At 44.6% G+C, this 17,393-nt stretch carries 15 protein-coding genes, 16 tRNA genes, 1 rRNA gene, 1 pseudogene and 1 riboswitch; of the genes and pseudogenes, 28 read left to right on the forward strand and 5 right to left on the reverse strand.

All coding sequences use genetic code 11. The annotated features are described in order from the left end of the window. Positions 1 to 86: 86 nt before the first annotated feature. The 18 genes from rrf (at position 87) to BTA31_RS01640 (ending at position 2,921) form a co-directional block, all read left to right on the forward strand. Positions 87 to 202: ribosomal RNA gene (gene rrf, locus BTA31_RS01550) — 5S ribosomal RNA — on the forward strand. Positions 203 to 211: 9 nt separating this feature from the next. Continuing rightward, positions 212 to 286: transfer RNA gene (locus BTA31_RS01555), tRNA-Asn, on the forward strand. Between the two features lie 6 nt (positions 287 to 292). Beyond that, positions 293 to 384: transfer RNA gene (locus BTA31_RS01560), tRNA-Ser, on the forward strand. A 14-nt stretch (positions 385 to 398) separates the two neighbouring features. After that, positions 399 to 473 (forward strand) — tRNA-Glu (locus tag BTA31_RS01565). A 177-nt stretch (positions 474 to 650) separates the two neighbouring features. Beyond that, positions 651 to 726, forward strand: a tRNA-Val gene (locus BTA31_RS01570). A 21-nt stretch (positions 727 to 747) separates the two neighbouring features. Then, positions 748 to 824: transfer RNA gene (locus BTA31_RS01575), tRNA-Met, on the forward strand. Positions 825 to 868: 44 nt separating this feature from the next. Beyond that, positions 869 to 945 (forward strand) — tRNA-Asp (locus BTA31_RS01580). Positions 946 to 956: 11 nt separating this feature from the next. Further along, positions 957 to 1,032 (forward strand) — tRNA-Phe (locus BTA31_RS01585). Between the two features lie 3 nt (positions 1,033 to 1,035). Then, a tRNA-Thr gene (locus tag BTA31_RS01590) sits at positions 1,036 to 1,108 on the forward strand. Positions 1,109 to 1,116: 8 nt separating this feature from the next. Further along, positions 1,117 to 1,201: transfer RNA gene (locus BTA31_RS01595), tRNA-Tyr, on the forward strand. 7 nt (positions 1,202 to 1,208) lie between these two features. Further along, a tRNA-Trp gene (locus tag BTA31_RS01600) sits at positions 1,209 to 1,282 on the forward strand. A 20-nt stretch (positions 1,283 to 1,302) separates the two neighbouring features. Further along, positions 1,303 to 1,375, forward strand: a tRNA-His gene (locus tag BTA31_RS01605). 8 nt (positions 1,376 to 1,383) lie between these two features. After that, positions 1,384 to 1,455 (forward strand) — tRNA-Gln (locus BTA31_RS01610). Positions 1,456 to 1,508: 53 nt separating this feature from the next. After that, positions 1,509 to 1,583 (forward strand) — tRNA-Gly (locus BTA31_RS01615). A 14-nt stretch (positions 1,584 to 1,597) separates the two neighbouring features. Further along, a tRNA-Cys gene (locus BTA31_RS01620) sits at positions 1,598 to 1,668 on the forward strand. A 12-nt stretch (positions 1,669 to 1,680) separates the two neighbouring features. Continuing rightward, positions 1,681 to 1,769 (forward strand) — tRNA-Leu (locus BTA31_RS01625). 14 nt (positions 1,770 to 1,783) lie between these two features. Then, positions 1,784 to 1,865, forward strand: a tRNA-Leu gene (locus BTA31_RS01630). Positions 1,866 to 2,366: 501 nt separating this feature from the next. Continuing rightward, a complete protein-coding gene (locus BTA31_RS01640; RefSeq protein ID WP_083698252.1) occupies positions 2,367 to 2,921 on the forward strand; it encodes a tyrosine-type recombinase/integrase in 555 nt (184 codons plus the stop codon). A 336-nt stretch (positions 2,922 to 3,257) separates the two neighbouring features. On the opposite strand, the gene BTA31_RS01645 is transcribed toward BTA31_RS01640, so the two are convergent. Next, a complete protein-coding gene (locus tag BTA31_RS01645; protein WP_076788583.1) occupies positions 3,258 to 3,920 on the reverse strand; it encodes a hypothetical protein in 663 nt (220 codons plus the stop codon). Between the two features lie 715 nt (positions 3,921 to 4,635). After that, entirely contained in the window at positions 4,636 to 4,818 is a 183-nt protein-coding gene (locus BTA31_RS01655) for a DNA/RNA non-specific endonuclease (protein WP_239693115.1), read from the reverse strand. Between BTA31_RS01655 and BTA31_RS01660 the strand changes: the two genes are divergently transcribed. The 3 genes from BTA31_RS01660 to BTA31_RS22935 all read left to right on the forward strand — a co-directional run bounded on the left by BTA31_RS01660 (position 4,768) and on the right by BTA31_RS22935 (position 6,549). Continuing rightward, entirely contained in the window at positions 4,768 to 5,136 is a 369-nt protein-coding gene (locus BTA31_RS01660; RefSeq protein ID WP_076788586.1) for a tyrosine-type recombinase/integrase, read from the forward strand. The genes BTA31_RS01655 and BTA31_RS01660 overlap by 51 nt on opposite strands. Before the next feature lie 180 nt (positions 5,137 to 5,316). Next, positions 5,317 to 6,411, forward strand: a complete 1,095-nt coding sequence (locus BTA31_RS01665; protein ID WP_076788589.1) for a Rap family tetratricopeptide repeat protein — start codon at positions 5,317 to 5,319, stop codon at positions 6,409 to 6,411. Continuing rightward, positions 6,412 to 6,549, forward strand: a complete 138-nt coding sequence (locus BTA31_RS22935) for a hypothetical protein (protein WP_167370602.1) — start codon at positions 6,412 to 6,414, stop codon at positions 6,547 to 6,549. A 359-nt stretch (positions 6,550 to 6,908) separates the two neighbouring features. Here the strand turns inward: BTA31_RS22935 and BTA31_RS23835 are convergent. After that, positions 6,909 to 7,137: pseudogene (locus BTA31_RS23835) on the reverse strand (site-specific integrase); the annotation flags it as partial. 483 nt (positions 7,138 to 7,620) lie between these two features. Beyond that, positions 7,621 to 8,091: a hypothetical protein gene (locus BTA31_RS01675; protein WP_043927287.1), complete on the reverse strand. Its 471-nt coding sequence runs from the start codon at positions 8,089 to 8,091 to the stop codon at positions 7,621 to 7,623. 440 nt (positions 8,092 to 8,531) lie between these two features. On the opposite strand from BTA31_RS01675, the gene BTA31_RS01680 reads away from it, so the two are divergent. After that, positions 8,532 to 9,857 (forward strand): TGS domain-containing protein, encoded by a 1,326-nt coding sequence (locus BTA31_RS01680; protein ID WP_076788592.1) that lies wholly within the window; start codon positions 8,532 to 8,534, stop codon positions 9,855 to 9,857. 229 nt (positions 9,858 to 10,086) lie between these two features. On the opposite strand, the gene BTA31_RS01685 is transcribed toward BTA31_RS01680, so the two are convergent. Beyond that, the gene (locus BTA31_RS01685) at positions 10,087 to 10,602 is read right to left on the reverse strand and encodes an HXXEE domain-containing protein (RefSeq protein WP_076788595.1); all 516 of its coding nucleotides are present in this window, start codon (positions 10,600 to 10,602) and stop codon (positions 10,087 to 10,089) included. Between the two features lie 110 nt (positions 10,603 to 10,712). Between BTA31_RS01685 and BTA31_RS01690 the strand changes: the two genes are divergently transcribed. The 6 genes from BTA31_RS01690 (at position 10,713) to BTA31_RS01715 (ending at position 17,384) form a co-directional block, all read left to right on the forward strand. Then, positions 10,713 to 11,282 carry a TetR/AcrR family transcriptional regulator gene (locus tag BTA31_RS01690; RefSeq protein ID WP_076788597.1) on the forward strand — a complete coding sequence of 190 codons (570 nt, stop codon included), beginning with the start codon at positions 10,713 to 10,715 and terminating at the stop codon, positions 11,280 to 11,282. Between the two features lie 130 nt (positions 11,283 to 11,412). Continuing rightward, positions 11,413 to 12,174, forward strand: coding sequence for a type I 3-dehydroquinate dehydratase (aroD, locus tag BTA31_RS01695; protein ID WP_076788599.1), 762 nt, complete (start codon positions 11,413 to 11,415; stop codon positions 12,172 to 12,174). Positions 12,175 to 12,282: 108 nt separating this feature from the next. Further along, a riboswitch (TPP riboswitch) is annotated at positions 12,283 to 12,391 on the forward strand. Positions 12,392 to 12,538: 147 nt separating this feature from the next. After that, positions 12,539 to 14,314 carry a phosphomethylpyrimidine synthase ThiC gene (gene thiC, locus BTA31_RS01700; RefSeq protein WP_076788601.1) on the forward strand — a complete coding sequence of 592 codons (1,776 nt, stop codon included), beginning with the start codon at positions 12,539 to 12,541 and terminating at the stop codon, positions 14,312 to 14,314. Between the two features lie 459 nt (positions 14,315 to 14,773). Further along, positions 14,774 to 15,541 carry an ABC transporter ATP-binding protein gene (locus tag BTA31_RS01705; protein ID WP_043927280.1) on the forward strand — a complete coding sequence of 256 codons (768 nt, stop codon included), beginning with the start codon at positions 14,774 to 14,776 and terminating at the stop codon, positions 15,539 to 15,541. A gap of 56 nt (positions 15,542 to 15,597) precedes the next feature. Beyond that, positions 15,598 to 16,551 (forward strand): aliphatic sulfonate ABC transporter substrate-binding protein, encoded by a 954-nt coding sequence (locus BTA31_RS01710; RefSeq protein WP_193427200.1) that lies wholly within the window; start codon positions 15,598 to 15,600, stop codon positions 16,549 to 16,551. Then, positions 16,548 to 17,384 carry an ABC transporter permease gene (locus BTA31_RS01715; protein WP_043927279.1) on the forward strand — a complete coding sequence of 279 codons (837 nt, stop codon included), beginning with the start codon at positions 16,548 to 16,550 and terminating at the stop codon, positions 17,382 to 17,384. The genes BTA31_RS01710 and BTA31_RS01715 overlap by 4 nt, the downstream gene beginning before the upstream one ends. Positions 17,385 to 17,393 lie beyond the last annotated feature (9 nt).

Consider the following 17,393-nt stretch of genomic DNA (forward strand, 5'->3'; position numbering starts at 1 on the left):
TTATCTAGTTTTGAGAGAATAATTTCTCTAAAAATGCTCTTGCATTTTTTCAAATACATAGTATAATGATCTTTGTCACTAAATTGTCTGGTGATGATGGCGAAGAGGTCACACCCGTTCCCATGCCGAACACGGAAGTTAAGCTCTTCAGCGCCGATGGTAGTTGGGGGCTTCCCCCTGCGAGAGTAGGACATCGCCAGGCAGGCTTTATTCCGCAGTAGCTCAGTGGTAGAGCTATCGGCTGTTAACCGATCGGTCGCAGGTTCGAATCCTGCCTGCGGAGCCATTTATTGGAGAGCTGTCCGAGTGGTCGAAGGAGCACGATTGGAAATCGTGTAGGCGGCCAACGCCGTCTCAAGGGTTCGAATCCCTTGCTCTCCGCCACTTTAAATACATCTGGCCCGTTGGTCAAGTGGTTAAGACACCGCCCTTTCACGGCGGTAACACGGGTTCGAATCCCGTACGGGTCACCATTACTCTTTGGACAGCATGTTGAAAAGCAGAAGGTGAACGCCTGAGTTTTTTAAAGGAAGGCATGCTAAATGCGCAACGCTCTGTTGCAATGTGCACTTGTACTTTTAAAGGCAAGGAAGGCATGCTAAGATCGCAACGTCCTGTTGCAACGCATGCACTTGTACGTCCTGTACTGCGGAGGATTAGCTCAGCTGGGAGAGCATCTGCCTTACAAGCAGAGGGTCGGCGGTTCGATCCCGTCATCCTCCACCATTTCTATGAAAATCATATTATCGCGGGGTGGAGCAGTTCGGTAGCTCGTCGGGCTCATAACCCGAAGGTCGCAGGTTCAAATCCTGCCCCCGCAACCAAATTACTCATTAAATGAGGAGTACCCGAAGGGTGCAACTAAAATGGTCCGGTAGTTCAGTTGGTTAGAATGCCTGCCTGTCACGCAGGAGGTCGCGGGTTCGAGTCCCGTCCGGACCGCCATTTTAAATAAAGGCTCGGTAGCTCAGTTGGTAGAGCAACGGACTGAAAATCCGTGTGTCGGCGGTTCGATTCCGTCCCGAGCCACCATTTGCCGGTCTAGCTCAATTGGTAGAGCAACTGACTTGTAATCAGTAGGTTGGGGGTTCAAGTCCTCTGGCCGGCACTGTTTCTGGAGGGGTAGCGAAGTGGCTAAACGCGGCGGACTGTAAATCCGCTCCCTCAGGGTTCGGCGGTTCGAATCCGTCCCCCTCCACCATGTTTTTAGGGGCATAGTTTAACGGTAGAACAGAGGTCTCCAAAACCTCCGGTGTGGGTTCGATTCCTACTGCCCCTGCCAATTTTAATTCACAATTTATGGCGGTTGTGGCGAAGTGGTTAACGCACCAGATTGTGGCTCTGGCACTCGTGGGTTCGATTCCCATCAATCGCCCTTAATATTGGGCTATAGCCAAGCGGTAAGGCAACGGACTTTGACTCCGTCATGCGCTGGTTCGAATCCAGCTAGCCCAGTTTTCATCTTTCTTTATCATCCTGCATATGATAAGATGAATATTAGTTAAAATGCGGAAGTAGTTCAGTGGTAGAACACCACCTTGCCAAGGTGGGGGTCGCGGGTTCGAATCCCGTCTTCCGCTCCAATTCTTAAAATGATGGCGGCATAGCCAAGTGGTAAGGCAGAGGTCTGCAAAACCTTTATCCCCGGTTCGAATCCGGGTGTCGCCTTATTTGCCTCGTGCCGGGGTGGTGGAATTGGCAGACACACAGGACTTAAAATCCTGCGGTAGGTGACTACCGTGCCGGTTCAAGTCCGGCCCTCGGCACCATTGATCACACACATGCCGGTGTGGCGGAATTGGCAGACGCGCACGACTCAAAATCGTGTTCCTTCGGGAGTGTCGGTTCGACCCCGACCACCGGTATCAATGAATGCAAAAGTGACGGTATTTCGGTGTATTAATCGCTGTTTTATCGTCGCTTTTTTGCGTTAAACGTCACGGCAAATGGTCATGTGCCTATCGCTTTCCTTTAAACAGAAGGGAGGCGATTTTTTTATGTCTAAACGAAGAAGTAATTGTTTAAATGCCCGCGAGGTCGATATCGCGGTTGAGACGATCGAATATAACACTTTAACAATCGACGGTGCGATTAAGCTTTTCTTGGCTACACAAAGCGAAAGAGTTTGCGAAAGGGTACGATCACATATCGGCCATAAAGATTTACGTATGGTATTACGATATACTCATCTGTCGTTAGAATCTCTCGCAAGACAACAATATTCGCTAATAAATCAGTAGTAGACGGGTTAAATAGGCCGTAGTAGACGGGTTAAATAGGCCAAGGAAGACAAAAAGAAAATACGGAAGGAAATATCGTGACTCAAATGAAAAAAATTTCTCGGTAGAAGGGCGACGGATCAGGAAATAAAAATCTTACTTTCGTTATTAGATTTAACCGACTTTGTACAGCTACGTGATGCAACAGCATTGCTTCTTATGTATAAAACAGGTATGTGCGTAGAGACGCTCGCAAACTTAAAAGAGGAACATATCGATTTTAATGGAGCATTGCTTCGGTTAAGTGGTGAAATCGTTAAAAATCGCGAACCTTTACTACTGCCCTATGATGAGACTCTTGTTCAGCTTCTCTCTGTACTGGTGAATAAAAACGACGAAATCCGCCGAGCCTATAAAAAGGATAATAAATTTGTGTTTATAACAAAGTACGGTGATCAAATAGCAACAGGGCCGTCGAATAACAATATTCAAAAACGGTTGAACAGGTATGCGCGTGAGTACGGATTAAAGAATATAAATCCGCACGCATTAAGAAGGGGCTTTGCGAAATCCTTGTTTGAAAAAGGCGCAAATTTAACTGACATTTCAAGAGCGCTGGGACATAGTGATCTTTCGGTAACGACTAAATATTTATATTTAGATAAGAATGAAGTGGCGGAGAATTTGTGGAGGTTTTTGTGAAGGAAGGTTGGAACTGAGACGGAAAGGTTTACGCTTAATCCTAACGTGTTTTATCGGCAGTCCAAGACGCCTGACAAGACGTTGCTTGCGATGGTTAACGTGAAGAAACCGTAGATGAACGAAAAAGCGCCCCGCATTGGGGCGCTTTTTAATTTTATTGTTGTTTTCGGTCTAAAAGATTCATAATGACTATACACATCAAAATGAGGCCAATAAATGTTCCGCTACTATCTGGTTCTATGTTAAAAAACGTTGGAAGAGCGAAATAGTTTATGACGAAAATTAGGATCGCCATTTTTAATAAAACTCTATATAACACTTAATTTCCCTCCCGCTCTATTGTCGCCAAGGCACACCGATGCCCTCGATAACCTCTCCGGTGAATGGATTCCTCGCGAAGTGGAAACCTATTCCATATTTTCCGTCCCCGGAAATCGCTCTAAAACCAGCCCCTACTGCCCAAAGCGCTCCGGAAATCGCGCTGACGTAAGGTACAAATTTAGCGACTGTGATCAGGACTGCTCCAATTCCTGCTATAGCGGATGTTGCATCTTTAGTTTCGTTTATTACATTAACTATTTTCTTGGTTATACAAGAGCTGAGATAAAGGCTGTACCTAGTGCCAGCCCAACTCACTTTAGACCCCGTTACACCATGGCAGCCAGCCAGCGCATACGCACTGCTCTCTTTGTGAGCAGAAGCGGTTGAGCTTTCTAAAAGTGTTTTCTTTCCGTCCTTAGATACAGAATATTTCTTTGCTCTGACCTTCGTATCCTTAGTATTTGCATTTAAGGTTTCTATTACGTATTCGTATGTTTTACCGCCTTCTTCTATTCTGAATGATGATGCGTTTTCGGATATTTTGGTGAATTTAATCCCTTCTAAAGGATTCGGATCTTCAATTGTTTCTTTAGCGAAAACATTTAATGGAAAAGTGGCGACTAGTAAAATAATTGAACAAAAAGCCATAGTGAATGAAAATAATTTTTTCTTTTGCATGCTTATTCCACCCTCTGTTTCACAATTCTACCAGAGGGAGGATATTCCGTTAATGACTAGTTTTAATTTGGTGAATTTATCTAGAGAGGAGGTTAAAAAACGCCCGGTCTCCGACTATTAGAATACGCTATTTCCGGCTGTTTCAACGGAAGAAAAAAGACGCCGTGGCTGGCGGTATTTAAACAGTTTGTACAGGCTTTTCCGGTCTGCTTTCCGACCGTTCCTTTCTTGACCGCGTTCACATCGCCAAGCAGTCGAGATAGTCTGTAGAGAAAGCTGCGTGTTTTATTGATCGACATTTCAACGATTTTACTACGAAATTAAATCGTAGGAGCCGCCGTGATTTCGTATGTTATTCGATAACCTTAACGCCTTAAATCCACTGCCATTTTTGTATTGATCCTTCGTAAAAGTCACGCTAATCCGATCGCCCGGCTTTGCGTCTGTGGCTTGCGGATCTCGACATCTTCGTTCAGTTTGGCGGCGTAAAGGCTGAGAGCCGCATTTCCTACGATTGAAGCCACTTTTTACGACTTCTGTTTTCGCCACACTAAAAAGACGCCGACCTATTCGTGACGTCTTCGATCTTCACCTCGAATAACTCTTCGACATTCACGCCGAGTATTCGCGAAAGAACAAACACTTGCCAATCGAGATGCCTTTCATTTTTATCGAAATTTCGGTTGACCTACACAAAAAAAGACGCAAAGGCGACTTAATCAGATATCGCTTTAGCCCATTTGTTTTCTAATCTCTTGTATTTACTCTGGTTAACGTTACTGGACTGCGAAACGAGATTGTCTAATTCAGGAGAGCCACCAAATCTATCGGCAGCTAAGTGTCCGGCATGATCCTTAAAGACCGGAAGCAGATCATCGCTACGTTCAGGCGGAAGCAACTTTTAAGCCAGCCAAATCTTAGGACATTCACAGGTATTCGAGACTATACGATGATGTTGCTTTTATTGGAGACGGGTATTCGGACGAATGAGTTCGTAAGCATAAATTTAAAAGATGTAAAAATCGAAGAATCAGTCATACACGAAAGAAATGCAAAAGGGAATCAAGAAAGAATTGTACCGATTACATCCGCAATGATGAAGCAGCTTAAAAAGTACATTTCTATCCGAGGGTATGTTGAGACAGACGCGCTGTTTATTACTCTCGATAGAAAGCCTGTCATTGAAATAAGAAACATTCGAGAAGAGGGCGGATAAGTTTTGGCCGTAACTTCTATCGGGCGGTATTCGCACAGTTAATTAGCATGGCCTTACTTTTTATTAGCCATTTATAGGGCGAAAAGTAAATTATTGATACAAATTTCTTTGCAAAGATTGGTAACTTTCTGTAAAATATTCTCATAGCGATAGAGGCAGTAAAGTGTGGGAGGTTTGACAATGAAAACAGTAGCCTCGGTGAACGTAGCCAATCTCATCAATCAGTGGTATGTTCACATAAAAAAGAGAGATGTCTCAAATGCCGTAGAACTTAGGGACAGAATAAAAGGCCTTTTAAACGTAATGGAAGAAGATCAGGACGTTTTGCTTTACTTTAATCTACTTGATTACAGGTTCAGAGTATTAATGGAAGATGTCGCGGGGGAGCCGCAGCTTCCGCCTTTTACTGAGGATAAGGCGAAGACAGACGGTTTGTTAAGATACTATTACTTTCTCTTTAAAGGAATGTATGAAAGTGCGAGGAGCAACTACTCTAAAGCGCTTAATTGTTTTAGAGTTGCCGAGCGGCAGCTCGATAATGTCGAAGATGAAATCGAAAAGGCCGAGTTTCATTATAAACTTGGAAACCTCTATTATTTTACGAAAACAACTCTACTTTCTTTTCATCATCTTTCAATCGCGAAGAGCATCTATAGGGCTTATGAAGAATATAAGACACAGTCGATAAACTGTACGGTGCTGCTCGCACTCAATTATATAGACGACGGACGTTTAACAAGAGCTGAAAATATGCTTAAGAGTTGCGCAGAAAGACTGATCAAGATGGGCGATAATCATCTGCTGGCGGCTGTCTACTATGATCTCGGCTTTTTAAAAATTCAAGAGGACAAACACGAAGAAGCACTCGAGTATTTCGACCTCTCATTTAAAACGGATGACATCGAAAAAAATGCGCCTATTATGTACATGCAGTGCATATACGAGTCAGCTAGGTCAACTTATAAGATAGGTGAGGTTGATAAGGCGCTTAAGTGGGTTCATCTTGGTTTTGAGTTTGCTCAGAAAACGAATAATATCAACTTTTCGCTCAAATTCTCGATTCTAAATATATGCTACAGCGCTCCCCTCGAAGGTGTACCGCAAGTAAAAGAGTTTATCGAAATGCTCGAGGAGAGGGAGGCTTACGTAGACATTGAGGCGCTTGCTGAGGATGTGGCCAACGTCTACAGTTCATTAAATAATTACAAATATTCCACATACTTCTTGGAAAAAGCAATAAAATCAAGTAAACTAACAGGAAAGGAGGTTCTTTAAATGAAAAAACTTATTGTAACTGCTTTCCTTACTACATCGCTTGGACTCGTTTTAACCAGCGCAGCAGACTTCCTCGCAGAAAGTATCCAACCAGCAGACTCAGTAACATTACTTGCCTCAAGAGGAGCGGGCTCATAAAACAAAAATACAACAGTAAGAGGGCGGCTATTACAGCCGTCTTTTTTATGGTTTGGGTTGCCTTCGTAACTTGAATTCGCACGTCTAAAATACGAATTAAACGCTATGCTAGACTGTAATGGCTTATTATATCGAATAAACCGCGGGAGGGCTTTTGAGAGCCGGTGGGCGTTTTCTCTTTTTAAAGAATTGGATAAAAAACGGTACGATTTGAAATGGTTTTGCACATTCTTTATACAAACGGATCTTCAACTTCTTCAGCATTTTTGACTTCCTCAACAACCATATCTTCAAAAATGTTTACTGTTTAAGTTTTATCTCTCTCGAAGCTCTTTAATTAAGTGAGCATATGTGTTTTATGTGGTTTTTATATCAGCATGTCCTAACCTTGCGCTTACATGTAAATTGAGACTTTTCTATAAAGCAGTACACTTGCATGGGGATACCTTAATCCGTGAACAGTGATCGGCTTAATATTCAATTCAGTTAATACTTTTCGGAGGTATTGCTAATGACTTTATATTTTGATGAGGGGCTATAAAAAAGAATTCCATGGATGTTATTTGGTACTTTTTCAAATAAATGGCGAACTGACTAATTCTACGAGGCTAAGTCTTGAGATTAACCCTAAAAATAAAAGATAATAGCCTAGGCCGTTGCCTAACCTTTTATATAATCTCTGGTTAATCTTTTTGAATCTGAATAATTTAAATTTTTTCTTCTTTTTACTAGACAGTCCATGTCGATTTTTAAGAGACATATTGACATCTTGGATTTAAAGATACATAATAAAATGATGAAAGCGATACCATTAAATTAGTGCTTTATTGATATTGGTGAACAGTGTACAGGTTAGAAAAAGGAGATGGCGATATTGTAATGAAAAATAAAAAAAGTAAATTAATTAATTATATAGGACTTTGTTTAATTTCTATTTTGGTGTTAATTTTAATTTTTGTGTTTGATTGGCCTAATTATTTTCTTTTTGTTTTGGGGGTTGGAATTTTAATTAATGTAATGTTTATTGAATTTAAGCACAAAAAATAGCCTCTGTAAGGCTATTTTTTTGTTTTAGTAAATTTTAACATTTGAAATATAATAATAACCATCTTCTCTCGGACCAAATCGATATCTATAAGTAATTTTCACTTTGAATGTCTTTTTGGATGACTTCTTTAGTTTTGAACTAACTAATTTCCCGTTTGTCTCTATATATGAAGAGAGCAGAGTGGCACCTAATCCTGCACCAATAGAAATATAAGGGCTTAGAGGAGCGGTTAATATTGTAGTAACAACTCCTAACTGGGCATTTCTCGATGCATCGTTATTATCCAAATAGTCGCTAATTTTATTAAGGTCTTTTCTAGAAATTGTTTTTGTTGTAGAAAAGGTATAACCAATTTTTTTTGCCTTTTTTTGAGTTGTGTAAATAACAGCCCTGGTTGCAGCCTTTGCTTCATCATTTTTTGTAATAAAACCCAAACTGCTTAATGAGCTTATTACAAGTACTGAGACTAAGATTTTCAAAATAAATTTTTTCATACTTTTTTCTCCTTTTTATAAAATCTATTTAATTGTATGTTGGAATTTATTTCTTGTCAATAGTAATATTAATATTTTACCAAGAATATAACTTCATGGTTGATCAACAATTTGTTAAGGGAAAAATATATGGGTACGAAGGGGTGTTGTAATTGCTGTTCTCTTACTATTTCCTGAACACCTGTTTAACTTGGCGGGGAGCTTCATACTTTTGCCACGATTTAATATTTATAAAACCAAATTGCTTCTAGTAAGAACTAGGTCACCTTGTCATTAGCAAGGTGCTTTTCTTTATGCAATGATATGTTCCAATCCTCCGATCCACCTTTTTACGTTTTGTTTACAAGTTGATCAAACTTTAGCGACATCCGCCCGCTATATTGAATACAGCAAGATCTCATCCAAATATAGACAAAGGAACATTTTGAGGAGGAATACAGTTGTCAATTAGCATTAAATTGCCTGACGAGTCCGTCAGAGAATTTGAGGAGGAAACGAGCATTGAAGATGTCGCTGCTTCTATTAGCTGCGGTCTGGAACATGCGGTTGCCGGTAAATTAAACGGAAAGCTTGTAGATTTATCAACTCCGCTTCAGGACGGTGCGCTCGTTGAAATTGTCACCCGGGACTCGGCTGAAGGGCAGAAGATCGCGCGTGAAAAATCGAGGGGGACAGGGCGTATTGTGGCACTTGACGCAGCACGGGGGCTGGCGGTCATCGGGATGTATTTGCAGCACTTCGCCTTGAACGAAACGAACGGTTCGATCGTTTCCGGGAATACGACGCTTCTATTTGTGCTTTGCGGCGGCATCTCCTATTCGATCATGGCCGGGCGCATGATGGATCGAGGAATGGAGCCGGCCGCATTTCGGACGCGGATGCTTGCCCGCGCGGTATTTATCGATATGATAGGATATCTGCTCATTATGCTGAACACTCCGTTCGGGGTGATATTGCCCGCCTATGCTGCACTTTTTGTGCTGGCGTTGGTGCTGATTCGTCGTTCGACCCGTGTGCTCGTTACAACAGCAGCTGTTTTGCTTGCGGTGAGCCCGCCGCTGATGATTCTTGGAGGCAGCGTCCTGTCGGAAGCATACTTGCTTGGTGATATGGCAGGCGGTCCGATGTCCGCGCTCGCACTTGCACCCGCTTTCGTCGCCGGTATGGCGATCGGGCGCTTCGATTTGACCAAGATGCGTACCGCACTTTCGCTAGTAAGCAGCGGCACAATCATGCTTATCGTCTCTAAATTATTGGGCACTTTCGTTCTTCCAGGGCTGAGCCGTTCCTTCGAAGAGTGGCTCGTAAGTGTTCAAGGCACGGCCGGCGCCGAGCCGGATCAGTATGCAATCTGGCCGCACAACGTGGCGCCGCCGCTGTGGCACAATCTTCTTTCGATAGCTCCGCACAGTGCGTCAACTTTCCAGACGATGCTGGGGCTTGGGGCTGCCTTTCTGGTGCTTGGATTGGCATGTCTCGTGCCGCAGAAGATTTCTGCCGTGCTAAAGCCGTTCGTGGGAGTCGGACGTGTAGCGTTGACGATGTATGCAGCTCAGTTTGTTGTCATATGGGCTCTTGAAATCTCAGGGGCCAAGTATGATATCGGGGCAATTCCATTCGGTGATCTGTTTGTCGCGGCCGTGGCGACGGTGACAGGGTGGCTGATTGCACGGCTTCCTACCGGTCCGCTCGAGACAGCGATGCGACGCTTTGACCGGGTATTCAGCAACTTGGGACCCGTCACGGGACCGACGATATCCAGGTAGGCGGTCTTTAATATTTGCCTGAAGGGGCTGAGCAGGAAGCCCTTTCAGGCCTTCAGCCTATCGGGAACTCCGAAATCGGTGGGATGAGTTCATGCTGAATCAGAGTACAAGGTGGAACCGGCCGTCAAGAAGTCAGCTTATCACTGAGAAAGAAACTTTTAGTCAAAGGAGCTGTTAAAAGAAACAGGACTCTTTAAACAAGCCGGAGTTTTCCGTAAGCGCCTACTTTTCATGTGCGGCCATATGCTTCCAGCCTTTCTTGAATTCTCCCCATTTTTTTATGCAGAAACTTAAGGTTAAAAAAGACGATAAGTGTTCCGGATATGGCTGATAAGATCATGGAAGGAAAACTGAATTTTTCTATCTCTGCGGCAGCAGTGAGCAGATAGCAACAAAGTGGCAGCATAAAGATCGACGTTAATATGCCGGGTACATAATGTTTAAATGTGAACCATAGAACGATGTGAACAAGGAAATGAACGGTAAAAGCAAAAAAGAAACCAAACCAGATAATATATTGATTAAAATAAATACTGAGAACAGTTACACCAACAGCTAGTATAAATTCTTCGAGCACAGCGCAAACAAAAGAAGCGGTTTTGGCATGTCCAAATGGAGCTTTTTTCAGTTGATTCAGTTTGCTTCGATATCTTTTGCCCCATGCCTCAACCATCACCATCTCTTCAAAATCATGCAGTATAAATAAGATTGGCAGCATCCAAGCAATAAATTGCATGTTTTCCATTTACATTCCCCCTCTTATGTGTCACAATTGTGGCATTTCATAGGGAACAAAGTCAATAAGACAACGAAAAGTGCTACACTTCCATAAAAAGTGCGACAGGAGCGGGAATAATGAACCAAATGTCCTCAAAAACAGCTCAGCAATCTAAAAGCTGGCTGACGCTTTCATTGTTGGAGCTAATGAAGGAAAAAAGCTTTTCAGACATTACCATTACACAAATAGCGGAAAAAGCGCAGCTAGACAGAAGAACATTTTATCGGCATTTCCATTCAAAAAAAGATATATTAGACCGCTATTTTGAGCAGCTTTGCAGTGAGTATTCCAATTACATTGTTCAGGAAAAACATATTGACTTATCCAGTCTTGGACATGCATACTTCAACTTTTGGAGCCGACATGCCGATTTTTTACAAGCCCTTCATCAGAACCATTTGTTTTATTTGATTGTTGAGAAATATAATGAACTTCTACCGGATCTTCATAAAAAATTTAAAGAAGAAACCTTTCATTTTAAAAGCAAAATCGACTTGGAGTACGGGCTTTCATTCAGCGCAGGGGGCTTTTGGAACATCCTTTCAAAATGGTTTGAGAGAGGCCGGAAGGAAACTCCTGAAGAAATGAGTCATATTCTGCAAGGAATAGTAGATTCATTTTTTAATAAACAAGCTATCGAAAGGTGATCTCGTGTTGTTATATGAGTGGTTTAAGCGCTTAGCCTTCTTTCTTAATTTCTGCTTGTGCTTACGACCAATCTTCGGTACCGTTAATGCAAAGACCCTTGTAATATAGAGAACAGGAGTGAGGCCGTTGATGAATACGGTGAAGATCAGAGGGGTGACCATCGGAGAAGGAGCCCCGAAAATTTGCGTGCCGCTCATCGGAAAAACGCTTGAACAATTGAAAGAAGAAGCGGCTCTTTTGCAATCCATTAATCCGGATCTTGCCGAATGGCGGGCGGATTTTTTTGAGGATGTCGAAGACGTTGACAAAGTGAAAGAAGTATTGGCTGACATTCGAGAAATATTAAACGATACCCCGTTGATATTTACATTTCGCAGCGCGGAGGAAGGCGGCGAAAAAGAAGTCAGCAGGGAATTTTACTTTGCCTTGAATCATGCCGTAGTCAAAACAGGGCTGGCAGATGTGATAGATGTCGAGCTGTTCAACGAAGAGCAGGATGTTGAAAAACTAGTTCAAGCGGCTCATATGCATCAAGTCTTTGTCATTATATCCAACCACGATTTTGCGAAGACGCCGAGAGCGGAAGAGATCGTTTCCCGTCTGCGAAAAGCGCAGGACCTTGGCGCCGATTTGCCCAAGATCGCTGTGATGCCTGAAACACCGGCAGATGTGCTGATGTTGCTTGAGGCGACTCATATGATGCATGAGCGGTATGCGAATCGGCCGATTATCACGATGTCGATGGCCGGAAAAGGCTTGATCAGCCGGCTGGCCGGAGAGGTATTTGGTTCGGCCGTGACGTTCGGCGCGGCTAAAAAAGCATCCGCACCTGGTCAAATTGAGGCGGCGGATTTGAAACATATACTCGATGTGCTTCATCGCAATTTATAGTAGCTGGATGCGCCGATGTACGATCCCTTTTATAGTGAAAAAGATTCATATATTTTTCCATCCTTTTCACTTGCCAAATCGGTGTGTTAGGATAAAAAATGAATTGAATAGCTTTACTAGGGGTGCCCGAATGCGGGCTGAGAGAGAGACATGCGTTTCTTAACCCTTTGGACCTGATCTGGTTCGTACCAGCGTGGGGAAGTAAAAAGAATTCGAGAGAAGATGGGGAATGGGTATGGTCCGTCTGTCTTCTGGCGATTTTACTGACTGTCAAACCAGGTTCATCATATGAGCCTGGTTTTTTGTGCTGGTGCTGTTCCGGAGTTTCGTCCTGATCAATTTTTTAGAGGGGAAGGATTTTTACATGAAACAGGAGTCAGTACAGCAAAAAAACATCTCGATCATGTCAAGTTTTTCAGGGAGTCGCAAAGTGTATATTGAAGGGTCGCGGCCTGATATTCAAGTGCCGATGAGAGAAATTTCGTTAAGTCCGACGACGGGTTCGTTTGGCGACGAAGAAAATCAGCCTGTCCGCGTCTACGACACGAGCGGTCCCTATACGGACGCCAATGCGGACGTTGATATTCTTAAGGGGCTGAAACCTTTGCGGGCGACTTGGATCAGGGAGCGCGGAGATACTGAGGAATATGAAGGCAGAGAAATAAGGCCGGAGGATAACGGCTATAAAAGCAAAGAGAAAGCGAGTCACAGCTATCCGGGGTTGAAACGAAAACCGCTGCGCGCGAGAAAAGGACAAAATGTCACGCAGCTGCATTACGCAAGAAAGGGGATCATTACGCCCGAGATGGAATTTATCGCGATCCGAGAGCACGTATCCCCCGAATTTGTTCGTGATGAAGTGGCAAGCGGACGGGCGATTATTCCGTCAAACATCAATCATCCGGAAAGCGAACCGATGATTATCGGCCGCAACTTCCACGTCAAAATTAATGCCAACATCGGTAATTCGGCTGTCACCTCTTCGATTGAAGAAGAAGTGGAAAAAATGACATGGGCCATCCGCTGGGGCGCCGATACGATGATGGACTTGTCCACAGGTAAAGATATTCATACAACGAGGGAATGGATCATCCGCAATTGTCCGGTACCTGTAGGAACCGTGCCGATTTATCAGGCGCTTGAAAAAGTAAACGGCGTCGCGGAAGATCTCACTTGGGAGATTTACCGCGATACATTGATCGAACAGGCTGAGCAAGGCGTCGATTATTTCACGATTCACGCCGGCGTCCTTCTCCGGTATGTGCCGTTAACGGCAAAGCGCGTCACCGGAATCGTATCCCGCGGCGGGGCGATCATGGCGCAATGGTGTTTGGCTCATCATGAGGAAAGCTTTCTGTACACCCATTTTGAAGAGATTTGCGAGATTATGAAAACATACGATATCGCATTTTCGCTCGGGGACGGTCTTCGTCCCGGCTCGATTGCCGATGCGAATGATGAGGCCCAATTTGCCGAATTGGAAACGCTCGGCGAGCTGACGGAAATCGCCTGGAAGCATGATGTTCAAGTGATGATCGAAGGCCCGGGACACGTGCCGATGCATAAAATCAAAGAGAATGTCGACAAGCAGATGGAGATTTGCAAAGAGGCGCCGTTTTACACGCTTGGTCCGCTGACGACCGATATTGCACCGGGGTACGACCATATTACATCGGCGATCGGAGCGGCGATGATCGGCTGGTACGGAACCGCCATGCTTTGCTATGTGACGCCGAAGGAGCATTTGGGACTGCCGAACAAAGACGATGTCCGCGAAGGCGTCATAACATACAAAATCGCTGCCCATGCGGCTGACCTTGCAAAAGGGCACCCCGGCGCGCAAATCCGCGATGACGCGCTTTCAAAGGCGCGCTTTGAATTCCGCTGGCGGGATCAATTCAACTTGTCACTTGATCCGGAAAGAGCGCGTGACTACCATGACGAAACCCTTCCGGCTGAAGGCGCCAAAACGGCACACTTTTGTTCAATGTGCGGGCCTAAATTTTGCAGCATGAGGATTTCCCAGGATATTCGCGACTACGCCAAGGAAAACAACCTTGATGAAGAAAAAGCTATCCAAAAAGGATTGGAAGAGAAGGCGAAGGAATTTAAAAAAGCAGGCGGCAACATTTACAGTTAAAAACGGGCTGTACAGCAGATGAAAGAGGAATCTTTCATCTCAGCGTGTCGACAAACCCTCGCATTCGTTGTCAGGCCTGCGCGTCGGTGCTCACGAATAGGAGAAGGATCGGCGGCTAACTGCTCAGGCGTCCTGCCTGAACGCCGCCGTCATCACATCCTGTGAAAGTCAGCTTCCGATGCTCGGCCTTCCTAGACTGCAAGGGTTTTCAATCACGCTGAAAGGATGACAAAATCCCAAAACAAAACCGTTTTGGGATTTTGTCAACAATCTGAGATGAAAGGGGAACCTTTCATCTGTTTTTTTATAATATGGGGTTGACAGGTCGGAATAATATGAATTAGTATGTTATTTAATATTTCGGAAAATTCCATCAGCGCTGATCGGTCAACCGAAGGCTCTTATCTCAACTGGGATAAGAGCTTTTTATTTTCAGTTTAGAAAAGAAAGGGGAACAAGATGTCTTTATCAATCCGTGTGAATGAAAAAGCATTTGGAAAAGGCAGCTTTAAAACAAGCGTGCTTCAAGACGTGAAGCTTACGGTCGAAAACGGTGAATTTCTGACTGTCATCGGTCCAAGCGGGTGCGGGAAAAGTACGCTCTTAAAAATCGCTGCCGGTCTTGACGGGGATTATGAAGGGCGAATCAGCATGAACGGAAGAGAAATCAAGGGCCCGGGGATTCAGCAAGGCTTCATCTTTCAGGAGCATCGGCTTTTTCCGTGGATGACGGTTGAGCAAAATATTGCCGCAGATTTAAGTCTGAAAGAACCAGCGGTGCGAAAAAAAGTCGATGAATTGATTGAAACGGTACGGCTGAAAGGTGCGGAGAAACAGTACCCGCGCGAGCTGTCCGGCGGAATGTCGCAGCGGGTCGCGATTGCCAGGGCTTTGCTCAGGGAGCCTGAGATTTTGCTGCTTGATGAACCCTTCGGCGCCTTGGACGCCTTTACGAGAAAGCATCTGCAGGATGTACTGACAGACATTTGGAAAGAAAAGAAGATGACGATGATCCTCGTGACGCACGATATTGACGAATCGGTATATTTAGCCAACCGGATCGCGATTCTTACCGCAAAACCGGGGAGAATCCACAAGCTGATTCCGGTCGATCTGCCATTTCCGCGCAGCAGAACATCGCCCGTTTTTCAATCAATCAGACAAAAAGTGCTGAAAGAATTCGAGACAACGGAAACATTCAGCTTTCAGGAAGGTTCAGGGATTTGAGCGGAAAGGAGCGAAAAAACGTGAAAAAATGGCCGTTGTATGTGCTGGTTTGCCTGATGCTTCTTGCGGGCTGTTCAGCAGCCCAATCAAGCAAAGGGGGCGGAGATTTAAAAGAGATCAACATCGGAGTGCAGCAAAGCTTAAGCCCGTTGCTCCTTGCGAAAGAAAAAGGCTGGTTTGAAAAAGAGTTCGCAAAAGAAGGGATTCAAGTGAAATGGACAGAGTTTCAAAGCGGTCCGCCGCAGTTTGAAGGTCTTGCCGCAGACAAACTCGATTTTTCGCAGGTCGGAAATTCACCGGTGATCGCAGGGCAGGCGGCTGGCATTGATTTTAAAGAAATCGGCCTTTCGCAAGACGGTTTAAAGGCGAACGGTATTCTTGTGAAAAAAGGGAGCGGCATCGATGACATAAAAGATTTGAAAGGAAAGAAGGTGGCGGTGGCTAAGGGCAGCAGCGGGTTCGATTTTCTGTATAAAGTGATCGACAAAGCGGGTCTGAAGCCTTCAGACGTCAACATCATTCAGCTTCAGCCTGACGAAGCCATGCCGGCATTTGACAGCGGCGCGATTGATGCATGGTCGATTTGGGAGCCGTTTTTGTCCCTTAAAACGATCAAAGGTGACGCGGCAATATTGGTTGACGGGGAACAAATCGATAAGTATTCCCCGGGTTTTACGCTTGTACGAAGCCAATTCGCTGAACAGTATCCGGATGAGGTGATCCGTTTTCTGAAGGTGTATGACAAGGCCGTGAAATGGCAGAAAACCCATAAGAAAGAAGCGGTTGAAGCGTATGCAAAAATTAAAAACCTCGACAAAGAGGTCGTTGAAAACGTGCTGAATAACACCGAACCGTTAAATGAGCCGATCACAGACCGCATCATTCGAACGCAGCAGGAGACCGCCGATTTTCAATACAAATTAAAAGCGATTAATAAAGAGATTGATGTAAAAGAAGTGGTCGATAATTCATTTATAAAAAAAGCGCTGAAAGGGGGAGATGATAAATGAGGGCTGTTTCATCAAGCACCCCCTCGATCCAGCCGAAAACAGGCGCAAAACTGAGACCGGCCGCTTTTCAGTTGGCATGGGGGAAGGGAATTGTATTACCCGTCATGTTGATTTTATTATGGCAGCTTGTCGGATCATTTGAACTCATATCAAAAACCGTGCTTCCGGCTCCTTTAGATATATTGCTTACATGTCGGGATCTTATCGTATCAGGAGAGCTTTTCACTCATTTAGGCATCAGCATTCAGCGCGCTGCGCTCGGCTTTTTCCTGGGGGCCGGACTCGGGCTCCTGCTGGGGCTTGTGATCGGGTTTTCAAAAATCGCCGAGGATTATCTCGATCCTTCTCTGCAAATGCTGAGAACCGTTCCGCATCTCGCCGTCACGCCGCTGTTTATCTTATGGTTCGGTTTCGATGAGCTGTCAAAGGTGCTCTTGATCGCTCTTGGCGCCTTCTTCCCGGTATATATCAACACATTTTCAGGGATCAGGGGTGTCGATTCGAAACTGTTCGATGTGGCGAGAGTATTGGAGTTCCATTGGCTGAAGCAGGTGACAAAGCTCATTCTTCCTGCATCGCTCCCGAACATCCTCTTAGGAATCCGCCTGTCGCTTGGCGTATCGTGGCTGGGCCTTGTTGTTGCCGAGCTGATGGGATCAAGCGCTGGAGTCGGCTATATGATTATGGATGCCAGACAGTTTTCGCAAACCGATAAGGTGTTTGTCGGGATTTTGATTTTTGCAGCCGTCGGCAAGCTGACGGATTCATTCGTCAGAATTCTGGAAAAAAAGTGCCTTGGCTGGAGAAACAGCTATCAAGGAAACAAGAAGTAAAGGGGAGAT

The organism is Bacillus haynesii (assembly GCF_001969855.1).
GTDB classification, from domain to species: Bacteria; Bacillota; Bacilli; order Bacillales; family Bacillaceae; genus Bacillus; species Bacillus haynesii.

What these genes read in the sequence shown, in the direction of transcription:
- BTA31_RS01645 (WP_076788583.1), bottom strand. Translation starts at nt 3,920, where the DNA reads ATGCAAAAGAAAAAATTATTTTCATTCACTATGGCTTTTTGTTCAATT.
- BTA31_RS01660 (WP_076788586.1), top strand. Translation starts at nt 4,768, where the DNA reads ATGATCCTTAAAGACCGGAAGCAGATCATCGCTACGTTCAGGCGGAAG.
- BTA31_RS01665 (WP_076788589.1), top strand. Translation starts at nt 5,317, where the DNA reads ATGAAAACAGTAGCCTCGGTGAACGTAGCCAATCTCATCAATCAGTGG.
- BTA31_RS22935 (WP_167370602.1), top strand. Translation starts at nt 6,412, where the DNA reads ATGAAAAAACTTATTGTAACTGCTTTCCTTACTACATCGCTTGGACTC.
- BTA31_RS01675 (WP_043927287.1), bottom strand. Translation starts at nt 8,091, where the DNA reads ATGAAAAAATTTATTTTGAAAATCTTAGTCTCAGTACTTGTAATAAGC.
- BTA31_RS01685 (WP_076788595.1), bottom strand. Translation starts at nt 10,602, where the DNA reads ATGGAAAACATGCAATTTATTGCTTGGATGCTGCCAATCTTATTTATA.
- BTA31_RS01690 (WP_076788597.1), top strand. Translation starts at nt 10,713, where the DNA reads ATGAACCAAATGTCCTCAAAAACAGCTCAGCAATCTAAAAGCTGGCTG.
- aroD (WP_076788599.1), top strand. Translation starts at nt 11,413, where the DNA reads ATGAATACGGTGAAGATCAGAGGGGTGACCATCGGAGAAGGAGCCCCG.
- thiC (WP_076788601.1), top strand. Translation starts at nt 12,539, where the DNA reads ATGAAACAGGAGTCAGTACAGCAAAAAAACATCTCGATCATGTCAAGT.
- BTA31_RS01705 (WP_043927280.1), top strand. Translation starts at nt 14,774, where the DNA reads ATGTCTTTATCAATCCGTGTGAATGAAAAAGCATTTGGAAAAGGCAGC.
- BTA31_RS01710 (WP_193427200.1), top strand. Translation starts at nt 15,598, where the DNA reads ATGCTTCTTGCGGGCTGTTCAGCAGCCCAATCAAGCAAAGGGGGCGGA.
- BTA31_RS01715 (WP_043927279.1), top strand. Translation starts at nt 16,548, where the DNA reads ATGAGGGCTGTTTCATCAAGCACCCCCTCGATCCAGCCGAAAACAGGC.